At 52.3% G+C, this 11,160-nt stretch carries 22 protein-coding genes and 1 tRNA gene; 8 read left to right on the top strand and 15 right to left on the bottom strand.

The genetic code is table 11. From position 1 onward, the window contains the following. Positions 1-24: 24 nt before the first annotated feature. Positions 25-363: a hypothetical protein gene (locus tag DYU11_RS18390; protein WP_119669167.1), complete on the top strand. Its 339-nt coding sequence runs from the start codon at positions 25-27 to the stop codon at positions 361-363. A gap of 227 nt (positions 364-590) precedes the next feature. Here DYU11_RS18390 and DYU11_RS18385 read toward each other — a convergent pair whose 3' ends face one another. After that, positions 591-980 carry a hypothetical protein gene (locus DYU11_RS18385; protein WP_119669166.1) on the bottom strand — a complete coding sequence of 130 codons (390 nt, stop codon included), beginning with the start codon at positions 978-980 and terminating at the stop codon, positions 591-593. 72 nt (positions 981-1,052) lie between these two features. On the opposite strand from DYU11_RS18385, the gene DYU11_RS18380 reads away from it, so the two are divergent. The 7 genes from DYU11_RS18380 to DYU11_RS18350 are packed head-to-tail and all read left to right on the top strand — an operon-like array spanning position 1,053 to position 6,707. Further along, positions 1,053-1,529 carry a hypothetical protein gene (locus DYU11_RS18380; protein ID WP_119669165.1) on the top strand — a complete coding sequence of 159 codons (477 nt, stop codon included), beginning with the start codon at positions 1,053-1,055 and terminating at the stop codon, positions 1,527-1,529. Beyond that, a complete protein-coding gene (locus tag DYU11_RS18375; RefSeq protein ID WP_119669164.1) occupies positions 1,526-2,029 on the top strand; it encodes a hypothetical protein in 504 nt (167 codons plus the stop codon). Before DYU11_RS18380 ends, DYU11_RS18375 begins: the two co-directional genes overlap by 4 nt. After that, positions 2,026-2,346: a hypothetical protein gene (locus DYU11_RS18370; protein ID WP_119669163.1), complete on the top strand. Its 321-nt coding sequence runs from the start codon at positions 2,026-2,028 to the stop codon at positions 2,344-2,346. The genes DYU11_RS18375 and DYU11_RS18370 overlap by 4 nt, the downstream gene beginning before the upstream one ends. Beyond that, positions 2,339-2,638: a hypothetical protein gene (locus tag DYU11_RS18365; protein WP_119669162.1), complete on the top strand. Its 300-nt coding sequence runs from the start codon at positions 2,339-2,341 to the stop codon at positions 2,636-2,638. The genes DYU11_RS18370 and DYU11_RS18365 overlap by 8 nt, the downstream gene beginning before the upstream one ends. Before the next feature lie 18 nt (positions 2,639-2,656). Further along, positions 2,657-3,481 (top strand): hypothetical protein, encoded by an 825-nt coding sequence (locus tag DYU11_RS18360; protein ID WP_119669161.1) that lies wholly within the window; start codon positions 2,657-2,659, stop codon positions 3,479-3,481. A gap of 48 nt (positions 3,482-3,529) precedes the next feature. Next, the gene (locus tag DYU11_RS18355; RefSeq protein ID WP_119669160.1) at positions 3,530-5,782 is read left to right on the top strand and encodes a discoidin domain-containing protein; all 2,253 of its coding nucleotides are present in this window, start codon (positions 3,530-3,532) and stop codon (positions 5,780-5,782) included. 1 nt (position 5,783) lies between these two features. Then, complete coding sequence (locus tag DYU11_RS18350; RefSeq protein ID WP_119669159.1) at positions 5,784-6,707, top strand: hypothetical protein; 924 nt, start codon at positions 5,784-5,786, stop codon at positions 6,705-6,707. A gap of 96 nt (positions 6,708-6,803) precedes the next feature. Here the strand turns inward: DYU11_RS18350 and DYU11_RS18345 are convergent, their stop codons facing one another. The 14 genes from DYU11_RS18345 to DYU11_RS18300 form a co-directional block, all read right to left on the bottom strand. Continuing rightward, on the bottom strand, positions 6,804-7,304 hold the full coding sequence (locus tag DYU11_RS18345; RefSeq protein WP_158600308.1) for an LvrA C-terminal domain-related protein: 501 nt from the start codon (positions 7,302-7,304) through the stop codon (positions 6,804-6,806). Beyond that, complete coding sequence (locus DYU11_RS33260) at positions 7,276-7,449, bottom strand: hypothetical protein (protein ID WP_158600307.1); 174 nt, start codon at positions 7,447-7,449, stop codon at positions 7,276-7,278. The genes DYU11_RS18345 and DYU11_RS33260 overlap by 29 nt, the downstream gene beginning before the upstream one ends. A 280-nt stretch (positions 7,450-7,729) precedes the next feature. Beyond that, a complete protein-coding gene (locus DYU11_RS18340) occupies positions 7,730-8,101 on the bottom strand; it encodes a hypothetical protein (RefSeq protein ID WP_147367963.1) in 372 nt (123 codons plus the stop codon). Positions 8,102-8,109: 8 nt separating this feature from the next. Continuing rightward, positions 8,110-8,235: a hypothetical protein gene (locus tag DYU11_RS33830; RefSeq protein WP_262697119.1), complete on the bottom strand. Its 126-nt coding sequence runs from the start codon at positions 8,233-8,235 to the stop codon at positions 8,110-8,112. 10 nt (positions 8,236-8,245) lie between these two features. Continuing rightward, a complete protein-coding gene (locus DYU11_RS18335; RefSeq protein WP_119669156.1) occupies positions 8,246-8,656 on the bottom strand; it encodes a hypothetical protein in 411 nt (136 codons plus the stop codon). Then, positions 8,625-8,999, bottom strand: a complete 375-nt coding sequence (locus tag DYU11_RS18330) for a DUF3850 domain-containing protein (protein ID WP_119669155.1) — start codon at positions 8,997-8,999, stop codon at positions 8,625-8,627. Before DYU11_RS18330 ends, DYU11_RS18335 begins: the two co-directional genes overlap by 32 nt. Before the next feature lies 1 nt (position 9,000). Then, positions 9,001-9,369 (bottom strand): hypothetical protein, encoded by a 369-nt coding sequence (locus DYU11_RS18325; protein WP_119669154.1) that lies wholly within the window; start codon positions 9,367-9,369, stop codon positions 9,001-9,003. 4 nt (positions 9,370-9,373) lie between these two features. After that, positions 9,374-9,544: a hypothetical protein gene (locus tag DYU11_RS33255; RefSeq protein WP_158600306.1), complete on the bottom strand. Its 171-nt coding sequence runs from the start codon at positions 9,542-9,544 to the stop codon at positions 9,374-9,376. A 53-nt stretch (positions 9,545-9,597) separates the two neighbouring features. Beyond that, positions 9,598-9,804: a hypothetical protein gene (locus DYU11_RS18320; protein WP_119669153.1), complete on the bottom strand. Its 207-nt coding sequence runs from the start codon at positions 9,802-9,804 to the stop codon at positions 9,598-9,600. After that, complete coding sequence (locus DYU11_RS18315) at positions 9,804-10,046, bottom strand: hypothetical protein (protein WP_119669152.1); 243 nt, start codon at positions 10,044-10,046, stop codon at positions 9,804-9,806. The genes DYU11_RS18320 and DYU11_RS18315 overlap by 1 nt, the downstream gene beginning before the upstream one ends. 40 nt (positions 10,047-10,086) lie before the next feature. Then, positions 10,087-10,187 (bottom strand) — tRNA-OTHER (locus DYU11_RS33250). 7 nt (positions 10,188-10,194) lie between these two features. After that, on the bottom strand, positions 10,195-10,482 hold the full coding sequence (locus DYU11_RS18310) for a hypothetical protein (protein WP_119669151.1): 288 nt from the start codon (positions 10,480-10,482) through the stop codon (positions 10,195-10,197). After that, positions 10,482-10,739 carry a hypothetical protein gene (locus tag DYU11_RS18305; RefSeq protein ID WP_119669150.1) on the bottom strand — a complete coding sequence of 86 codons (258 nt, stop codon included), beginning with the start codon at positions 10,737-10,739 and terminating at the stop codon, positions 10,482-10,484. The genes DYU11_RS18310 and DYU11_RS18305 overlap by 1 nt, the downstream gene beginning before the upstream one ends. After that, positions 10,736-11,158, bottom strand: coding sequence for a hypothetical protein (locus DYU11_RS18300; protein ID WP_119669149.1), 423 nt, complete (start codon positions 11,156-11,158; stop codon positions 10,736-10,738). Before DYU11_RS18300 ends, DYU11_RS18305 begins: the two co-directional genes overlap by 4 nt. Positions 11,159-11,160: the final 2 nt, after the last annotated feature.

Raw genomic sequence — 11,160 nt, 5'->3', positions numbered from 1 at the left:
TAAGTTACAAACCAATTTTCACACATGAACACAGAAACAAATTTGCCAGTCGAAACTTCAAAGAGCGCAACCGAAAATCAGCTTGCCGAATGGAAGAAAAAGCACGGCGACATTTTCGCTGTCGAATTTGAAGATAACGAAGGCCAGACCTTAAAGGGCTATTTTCGGAAGCCTAATCGTACTGAGATGAATTTCATCAGTACGTTTCACAATCAACCCTTTAAGATGCAACACACCTTTGTTTCCGCTTGCTGGCTGGGAGGTGATAAGGTGATAATGGATGATGACCGTTATATGTTGGGTGCGGCTCAGGCGCTCAATGAATTGATGGAAGTAAAACGGGGTGAGCTAAAAAAGCTTTAGACGAGACACCCGAACTCGCGGGTTCCGCTGAGTCGTGTGATCTCGCAGGCATAAGCGCCTTACTACGTTACTTCTTTCATATTGACCCGGACGCCTTGTCCGACGAAGATTTCTTTCGGCGATGGCGTGAACTGCAATGGGTACTTAAGCAAGTCCGTCCTTTCCAGAAAGATCAACGATGAAATAAGAAGTGGTGGAGGTAGAGGCATCTCCACCACTTCTTAAAATTATTCTGACGCCGAAAGGCTGACCGTCAATGAATCCGACTTCATTAGATAACCGCCTTCGCTGGGTTCGATATGGTACTGGTTGCTCTGTTCCATGTCCGGTAAGCTGAGGTCGATTTTGATAGAGTCACCGATTAACCCCCATTGCATTGGCACCTGCATACCAAGCGCCGTATAAGTCCCCTTGCCTTCGGACTGAAAAGAGTATGAATAGTTGAGGCTGGCTATAGAAGTTAATAACTGCTTTTGCGCTTCGGTTTCTGCCTTAACCTGATCTAGATGGTATTTGACCCTAAAGGTCTTGCCGATCAGGTCAGATTCTTTTACCCGACTCTGAGAACATGAAAGCAAAAGAAAGGTGCCGATAGCATGAAAGTACGACTTCTTCATAAATGATAGTTTGTGCAGAGGTTAAATAAACGAAGGATTACTGATAAGTGCAACCCAATACCGCCTACCGTAATGCTTGAAAATTATGTTGCCATAGCCCAGGCTATTAAAGACCAGGCACCGGGCATTCTATGGTTCGACCTCGACAAAGGGCAGGTTGAGAACCCGGAAAACTTCAACAGCCTGATTGTCCCGGCCGTCCTGATCGGCACGTCCGAAGTGGACTGGAAGAATCTTAGGGGATTGAGTCAGGAAGGCGACGGAAAGATCACCGTCAAGCTGGTCCTACGCTTATCACATCAGACCCACTTAACCGATCCGCTGTTGCTGGCCAACCTGAAGGACATCGAACTGGCCAACGAAATCAACCTCGCCGTCAGTCAAGTCCCCGGCGTGGTGGGTCGTCGCCACTCCAATGATTACCCCGCTGGCATGTTCTACGTAGTCGAACAGATTTACGACTGTTCGTTTAAGTTCGGGCCCAACCTGAAGGCCGTCCCCGTTACCGCCAAAATCAATCCGTTTTTACATAACCCATCCGTAGCATGAAAACCGAACGCATCGGCTATACCATAGCCAACATCCTGTTACTGGCCCTTGCCCTCCTGTTGGTGCTGGCCATGAACTCTTGCATGACCTACAAGCGGGCTGTCCGCAAGTACGCACACATGGCCAAAGACAGCGTTGAAGTCACGACCACCGTCCCTATTGTGATCCACGACACCCTGACGATTCCGGGCGATACAGTTACGCTCAGTGTACAAACCGATACGACGTATCTGTACAAAGTGGTAGAAGGCAAACGGGCGAAGCTGACATTCGAACGCAGCAAAGGATTGACCAGGCTAACCGCTGAAGCCAAACCCGACACGGTGATCCGGGTCATCAGCCGGACAAAAACCATCAGACAGAAGTGCCCGCCCGTTGCTCAGTTCGGTGTCGCGGCCTGGTACCGAGTCGGTTTCTTCGTAGCCCTGGCCTTGCTGGTCTTAACCCTGTTGTTCGTTCTGTTCACCTACATCTTTAGAATCAGCATTGCCCGCCGATGAAACGACTCAGCATCAACATTGACGAAGCCAACGAGCTAACGATCTTCTGTAAACGGCTCCGAACGTTCGATCTCCAGATCGACGTAGACCGGCCGCTGGCTGGTACCTACGTCCTGACGGCAACACCGGAAGCGGGCGGTACCGGCTTTACGATTCCGGTGGACAAAGTTGGTCAGCAGCTACGGATCAGTCGGAGCCATACCGATATGAACATGCCGACCGGCGTCTACGACTACAACCTGACGCAAGAAGCCGACGGTCGTAGTGAAAACATCTTCTTTGGCAAACTCATCGTTCAACCGTCGATCAATGGCTAAGCTCACCATCAAAACCGGCCCGGCGCAACAGGTCAGCATTCCCGCCCGATCTGAACGCCCCGTCACCGTCACCCGGCCGGGTCACGACGGCCCCGACTTCACGCTTCCGATCACCAACACGGCCGACCTGGTGATCCGAAAGAGTGAACACAAGATTGCGCATGTATCGGGCGTCACCGTCACCAACGAGAACGGGGCGATCATCCTGACCGACATCCGGATCGACCCCGAAACCGACGACGTGTATTTCCACAGCAGCAAACCGCTGACCGGCTTTATCATAATCTTTTAATTTAACCACTGTAGCACAATGATTTTAGGATCGGATTTGAATTTCGATGGCAACCAGGCCCTTAATCTGGTACTCGAAAAGGCAGTAACGGCCGCGCTGGATGCTGGCCTGACCGTCATCGGTGAAATGGGGTACGATACCACCCTGCAACGCGCCAAAATCTTCGATGGTACCACCATCCGGAAATTACTCCAGGATAACGACATCAGCACCGACAGCACCCTGGGCGGGGCATCAGCATCCGACGTAATTCTGGCATCCCAGAAGGCCGTTAAGCAGTACGTCGATTCAGTCGTCAGTTCAGGCCAGAACCCGATCTCTGACTTTGATGCCGCCAACGCTACGAACCTGCCATCGGGCGCAACGCTGAAGGATCGCTACCGGGCATCCTCAGCCGGTACCGTTCAGGGGTTGGTACTCCAGGTCGGCGATATGCTGTTACCCAAAGTGTCGGGTGCATCATCCACCGACGCTACCCAGTGGGTCGTCATTCAGGGCAACGCCGATGCTGCCAGTACGTCGGTTCTCGGTTTGGTCATTCTGGCAACGTTGGCCCAGATTCAGGGCAACGCGGGGGGCGACGCCAACAAGGTCATTACGGTCGCTCAGCTCAACGCCTGGGAAGCCGCTTTGGGGCGCGTGAAGTCCTACACGACGACGCTCAATATTGCGGCTGGAGCCAACGGCATCAGCCACAACCTGAATTCGTCGGCCCTGGTTGTCTCGACCTACGAAGCGAATGGTCCGGTTCTCTATAAGTGGACCATTACCAATGCCAATACCATCAGCATCAACGCGGCCAAAGCCCGTAACAACGTTACGGTCGTGGTCGTAGCGAAGTAATCAGTACCGGCCGCGACTAGCCCAGTCGCGGCCATAACCCACCGTCCCATGTCGTTTCTTGATCTTGACGAATTACTCGTCTCACAGCCGCATTATCTGGTTACGACTGACACCGATCAGAAGGCTAAACAGGTAGCCGTCGAATCGGTCGTTGGTCAGCGTGTCATTACGCCCCTCATGCTACCGGGCGATATGACCGCTTTGCTGGATGCTGTATTTGATAGCGGCATCCCAGCCGGAACCACCCTTAAATTTTTACCAGGCACCTACACCCTCAGAACCGGCGTCCTGTCGATCCCGAACGACCGCGTGACGCTGGACTTTACCGGCTCCATCATCAACGTAAGCCTTCCTGCAGGAGCCAATTGGGTGCAGTCGAACGGTGTCATATTCGATGGCAACAGTAAGCAGGGGTTCACGATCAGGGGCGGCAAGTGGGTATGTGCAGGCGATCCGAACGAGGGCGGCAATTTCGGCAAGTGTGCCTATAAGGTTCGCATCCTGTCAGCGCATGGCTGTTCTGATCTGAAGCTGATCGACATGGAATGTGTTGGCTGTACGTTGGGCCGTTTTCCGTTCGGAAACAATATTAAGGTCTTCAATCCGAAGGGGACTAACACCGAAACCGGAATCAACTACCAGCAAGGCGGCTTTGAAAGTTTCCTCTTATTCCCCTACACGACTAACTTCTGGGTTATCAATCCGGAGATCGACGGTTTCGGGCATGGCGTACACTGGGACGGGGGAACCAACGAAGCATCCGGAGCGGGCTACACCAATGGGTATGCCGACTTGACGGCCAGTCGGCCAGTAGGCCCCGGCCGGATTGTGGGCGGCTTCATCAAAAACGGATCGGGCGGGGGCGCGTGGGGATCACGCGGCAACGACATCGTGGCCAGCTTCTGTACCATCGAGAATTGGGGGGATACATGTTGGGACGACGAAGGCGGCATAAATTGCCGGGCGGTTCATTGCACCCTTCGAGACGCCTTCAACGCGGGCGTTATCGCTACGTTCGGGCATGTGAAGGGGCATAAGATAATCAACTGCACCATTGAGATCACCCAGGCGGGCGCAAAGTTTGGCGCGTTCTTCGGTTCTCCGATCATGGCTGACAATACCGCTGAAGACATCACCATACAGGATAACACCTTTGATTGTAAAATCGCGGGTCAGGTTGGCGTCATCCGTCCGGATGGGACCGCCTTCAAATCGGTCAACATCATCGGCAACACCTTCAAGAACGCCCGCTGGTACTGGCATGAAGTAGGGAGCCGAAAGCAGATCATCCGGGATAACACGGTCGAATACACCGTCGCTGAAGACGGCCCGACCTGCGGAACTGTGGTCGGTACCGCTACCGAAAAGCCGCTTCTGATTGTTCGCAACAATACGATCACCACCACAGCGGGGGGAAACGTTGGTCTGTCGATCTTCAACTCAGACGGAGCCTATTGCAACGCTGAATACATCGAAGGCAACCGGATCATCGGCTTTACCAACGATCTCGACCTGAAAGCCACAGCCGCCAACGCGACGGCTTCGCTGAAGCGATACGTTCGGGGCAATACGTTCGGGGCGGGTAACGTGATCGTTGGCCAGCCAACGGCCGGTCTTCGTCAGCAGGTCATTGTGTCAAACAACCACCTGGACGACGGTACCGTTTGGCCAAAGCTACCAGGCGCAAACTTTGCCCTGGGCGAATCAACCTTCGCGGCCAACACCCTCTTCAGCTCGTCGGTCATTACCGACAACTATGCCAATGCCAACTTCTATTCGTCGCCCTATAGCTTCAGTGAAAGTACCAACGAGTTTGTTGGGGTCTATCTGAAGTACCGGCAGACAATTGGCGAAGTGGTGATCGCACCCCGTGGCGACGCCAACGTAGGCGATGGCTGGCCAGTCAGCTACGTGATTGAAGTCAGTACGAACGGGGGATCAACCTGGCAGACCGTGGCCACCCGGACGAACCAGGTCAAACCCTCGTCAGTGAGTTACCGCGAACGGATCACCTTCCCAGCGGTTCAGGCCGACGCCGTTCGGCTCCGATCAACGAAGCTATGGCAGGACCCAGGCAACAGCGCCTATATTCTCCAGATCAAACAACTGGAAGTGTATGCGCCCGGCCGTCCCGCTGATCCGACCTTACCAACCGTCGCCAACCTGACGGCCGCGCAAGCCCTGACGGTTCAGTTGCCTACCCTGATCCTGGTATCAACTGACGTCGATTATAACGACACGAACGCACTCTATTTAAAAACGCCGACATCCCTCGAACGGCTGTCGAAAACCACCCTATAACATGAAGAATTTACTGATTTTAGTCATTGCTCTTTTATGGGGCCCCATCGTTAATGGCCAGGCGCTCAACAAGGCGAACGACACCACCAGCACGAACTTTCCGGCCGGATGGTTCCAGATCAGGGAGATGGGGGGCAACTATTACATCCGACCCAAAACCGGCAACACCAGCCGGATCAACTTGCCAGCGGGCGGAACCACCGGGCAAGTACTGGCGAAGACATCAGGAGCCAACGGAGCCGTGGCCTGGACAACGCCCGGCGCGGCTGCCAATGGTCTTCCCACAGGCGGAACGACGGGTCAGGTCCTGACCAAGACCAGTTCCACCGACTTCGCGGCCAGTTGGCAGACGGTCAGCGCCCCGGCCAGCTATACCTACATAGACGACGACTATACCTACAATAGCGTCGTTATCAAGACGGCCGACATCAACGATGTCAATGCGTCGATCTCGTCAACCAGCAACCAACTGGTAGCGATGCTGGTAACGGCTCCTGTATCGGAGACCATCACGCGGGTCGGATTTGAAGTGTCGGGAAATGGTTCGGGACTTACGGCAAACGGGGCAACCCTGAAAAACGGCATCGCCCTTTTGGACGCCAATCGGAATGTACTGGCTACGGCCAACTGCCAGACCGCATTCGCGACGGTTGGGCTAAAGACGGTTGCGCTGTCTAATAACGTGGTCGTTACGGCCGGACAACAGTATACGATCCTGTTCGTCTCGACGGGTACTACCCCGGCCGGTCTCCGTGGCTTTGCCAACCTGTCGGGTCTATCTATCGTGAACCTCGACATGTCTGCGGCCCCTATCCGCTACATGCAAAAAAACTCGACCGATATTCCCTTGTCTGGTCAGGTCGATCTAACAACGAGCTGGACAGCCCGTACAGGGGGTCGATATTGGATCGGATTCTTAAAGTGAACAGTTAATGCGTTGTAATTAAAAAAGGCCGGATGCAATGCGTCCGGCCTTTTTACTTAAACACTCACTAAATTCTAACCGCTTCGGCGGTCCGACCTAACTTTGTTGTGTAGCCTTTGCCAGCGACTTGTAATCGTTCTCGAACTTCCCGCGAAGATACGTTGCCGGGTAGAGTCGGTTGGTGTTGGGCCGCATCATCAGATAAAAATTGTACGACGGAATCGTCTCGAACGCCTTGATCTGCTCGTCCTTCGTCAGTTTGTCGAACGCCTTTTTCGCTTCCTGCTTATCCACCTTATAGTTGTACGCTTCCCAGAACTGTTCAAACGTAACCTCATTGGTCGTCAGCCGAATCGTCAGCGTTTCGCTGTTTCCAGCCATCCGCTCCAGTAGCACTTGCACCACCGGAAAATTCCTATGCAACCAGTCCAGGTGTTTTTCGCTCAGCGTAGCGTCGTTAAAAAACCCGGTCAAAATCCCCTCTTCGTTATAAGTAAACGTCAATTCTCCTTCAAAAGACGTTGACGTAATCGTGTACCGATGCTTCATAAAATCGTATTTTCCAGGATTACAGCCCGGATAAACGTCGGGGCGCATAGTCGTCAGGGCGAAATTTTGGATTGTACGCATCATCAAGTCGTCGGCGGTTGTCCATATAGACCATGCCGATTACGAAGCCACCCAGAGCCGCCAGCACGACCGCCAACGTTACCCACAGCACAATGAAGTAATAGTCGCTCATGCTGCCTGTTGCTGAAGTGTTTCAGACAGCGACCGATACCGACCGCGTTCCCAAACGATTTGCTCGACAGTTTCCTCGCTCAGACAGTAGCGGTCAGCGAGTTGGCGATAAATGAAGCCAGAACGAAGCCCCTTTTCGCTCAATTGACGGAAGGCCAGACGGATAGCAACGTTACGTTCAGAACGTCGCTGTTCAGTAGCAGGGTTGGAAGTCTTCAAAACGTTACGGGGAGATTCGGGGCATAATCGTAACGCTAATATATTAACATTATTGAACATGGTCACACTAAGTAGGTTTGGTGAATTGTACTTACAATCTGTTGCAGGATGGCCGCTTCGTAGCTGTCATCTGAGAAGGGCAACAAGTCCATCGTTGCAGACTGTCCGGTATCAATTGTTTGTTCCGTCATAATCGTACACAGGACAGCAATCGCCTGCGAACGAGTCAGCGACAACGAATAAATCTTGTCGGTCTTACTGGGAAACATCCGGGCGTCTTCGACCATCCGGTTCGTCCGCTGGTACACTTCCGCGACATTCGAGTTGATTACAAAATCAGCCGGGTACCGGCGAAGCTCTTCAATCGGCTGACTGGTCAGCGTCAAATACAGATGCGAGTTTAACGCTACCAGTTCACTGTGGTTAAGTTTCATCTTCAGTTTCATAGGCCGTCGCTGTCTAATTTATTCCAGCCGTTCTTGTCGGCATGGTTAACGCCGAACGCCCAACCCGCTACGTAGCAGAAGGCCCCAAAGAATATTGTCCCGATTATATAGACCCAAATCATGGTTTAAACGCTAGTTAAATAGTTTTTCAATCATCTTATTCTGCGCACTTTCCCGCCATTTCTCCATTGCTGTCGTGGCATCGACAAGCTGGTTATAGCTCAGCTTGTGCAAGGGGGCTCGGAACTTCTTGACCAGGAAGGTATTCAGGGCGTCGTAGTCCTTTTGTTCCCAGTCGGTCACGCTGAAGATGTCCTTCGCAATGTTGATGATCTTGGCCCTCATCTTCTTGATACTGGTCATCTGGTCGTCTTCCAGATGCTTGATTGCCGCTGCCATCTCATCGACCGTCATCAACTTACTGGAGTCGGTTCGGCCATTGGTGCAGGCCAGTACCAGTTCGCGTTTTTCGTAGGCGTCGAACTTACGCTGGGTCAGCAGCGTGTGAAACCTACTGTTCTGGGATAGGGTGCGTAGCGTCATAATAATTCAGTATTAAATGATCGACCAACTCATCATTACTTAGCCCTAAACCATAGCGCCTAAATTCGCTGATTGCCATGATGCAGTATTCGATTGGAACACCATAATGACCGCCATAATGTATGTAGTCTACTACCTTAAATACATAGCTATTCGTGAATTGAAGCCCATTCCAGTAAACCAGACATAGTACATCGCCTTCGGCAAACTCTCGATCATTACGCCGATACTCAAAAGACTTTCGGCAAGTTATCAGGTCGTACATCAGGTCTTCGCTGTCAACTTTCAGTAAGTGAAAATTGAAGTCATCAAACACTACAGCTTTCTTTCGTGTGGCTTCCATCTCAGAATTGATAGTTTAGAAAGTAGTCTTCGTCCTCGACCACCGGATCAGACGACTTGTCGATATACGTCACTTTGCATACCAAGCGGTCGCCCTTCGCATCCGAACGGTGCCAGATGTCAACCCAACCCGGTTTACGTTCTACCCGATACAGGCCGTGGAAGGTACCGTTCGTGCCCGTCGATGCTTCGTTCATCCATTTGCGTAGTTCACGCTCAAAGCCTGCCAGCGTTGAGATGCAATCGAACGTGATTAGTCGGTCGATCTCAACGATGATCTTCAGTTCACAGTAGTTCCGCTTCGTGTCGAACTTCTCGACCGTCAGCTTTGGCTCCATTATCAGTTCGTCGTCTGTGAATTGTGCGTTCATATCCTTACTGTTTTACGATCATTTGAATAGCTTCAGCCAGGACAGAAACCGCTTCAGAAGTATACACCTTCTCGCTTTGCTTCGTTCTGATCTCAATTTTGATCGACTGACCTACCTCCTTTTCAATGACCTTGATTGTAATGCTCTTGATCGCCATACATTCTTTGGTTTCCATGGACGGCCGGCTGACGGATCTCGAAACTTTCTTCCGTCAACCGGCCGACTTGATTAGTTACTGTTCCCTACGTCCACGATCTGGATGTACGCTTTTTCCGCTACGATCAACTCGTACATCTCCGACCATTTCTTTCTATTCCAAGTCCGCTGATTGTATTCCAAGAACTTGGCGCGGGTCATGTGAACTTCCTTGCTGACCGGCTTGCCGTCCTGCATGATGTGGAACGTGGTCTTGATTACGTCTTCAGCGTTCTGCATTACTTTCCTACTGGAGTGATCTCGAACATGTATTCACCACCGGCCGCGAAGAACCCAGCCGTGTCGTCTTTCGAGATCATCAGTTCGGCCCCGCCAAGCACCTGATTGTCGTTATTGCCTGACGCATCCGGCCCGTCGATGGTCTTGAAGAAAGCCCGCTCCGGATCGTCCGCAACCCGGGTACATTGAAATTTTGCCTTTACCGATGTCGGCTTGGCGTTGGTAGCCTGTTGTTTGGCCATGATTGTAAAAGGATTTGAGTATCTGGCAGTATTGCCATTGCGAGACGGCCAGGGGTCGAACCCGGATCACTGGAGCGGCAACCAACTAACCCCTTAATTGGAGAAGACCGCCCAGCTATGCTACCCTTGCACCACCGTCCCAGGACTGTTACACTCGTCCGTCAGTGTTTTGCTCGAATTGGTAGGCTTCCTTGATCGCTTGCCTGGCTACGATGTCCGGGTCTTTTTCAGCGATCACCTGCATCAAAGCAGGCGGTAAGGCAAACGCTTCATCATTAGTCAGCTTACCAACTAACCCTTCTATCGCGGTCAGTACCCGAAGGCTTCGATAGGCGTCTGCTTCGTCCATCGCCCGCACCAGGTAGTACATAGCTCGTACTTCGTAGGTCGTCAGGGCGTCCAGCTTGGCATATACACTTGCTTGGTGTTGGTTCATCAGTTCAGACAGAGATTGAATTGGATTTCGATAGCCTTCTTTTCAGCGCGTCGTCGGGTCTCGTTAATCAGCAGGATCGGCAGTACATCCCAGTCCGGTTTACCCAGACATACCCCCAGGATGTCACAGACCAGCGTCCGCATGACGTTCCGGTCAAAGCGATCCTTTTCCGTAATCGCCCGTTCCACGAAGTCGGTCAGATCGCGTAGATCGTCGTCGGTCAGTTCGGCCAGGCGTTGCCGCGTGATCGTACTCATACCGGCTTGACCTCATAGCGTGATCCCTGTACTACCTTGATTCCCTTCTCAGTTAGCAGGGCGGATAACTTATTATCCCCCCGGTCAATCGCCTTCATGATCTCCGGAACGTTCACATCGACCTTCGTAAAGCGATCATCCAACAGCAGGGCAACCCCCTCACGATCTTCAGGCGTCAGGTTCTCGGCATCGTTTGCCCAGATCAGTTTCGGCGGGTTAAGCTTAACCGAAACCTTCGCCAAGCCCGGCAATTCGAGCCGTCCGTTAACGAACTTGTTCTGACCAGCCATCCGGTCGAACTCGGCTTTCAACTCCTTATTCAGCTTCTCCAATTCAGCCTCTTTTAGGGCGATTTCGCTTTTTAAGGCAAAAAGGCGGGCTATACGCCCCTTCAGGGCGTTATTGACTTTGTTACTCATAC

Origin of the sequence: Fibrisoma montanum (assembly GCF_003583365.1) — a bacterium.
GTDB classification, from domain to species: Bacteria; Bacteroidota; Bacteroidia; order Cytophagales; family Spirosomataceae; genus Fibrisoma; species Fibrisoma montanum.
This window is presented reverse-complemented; position numbering and strand designations above follow the sequence as displayed.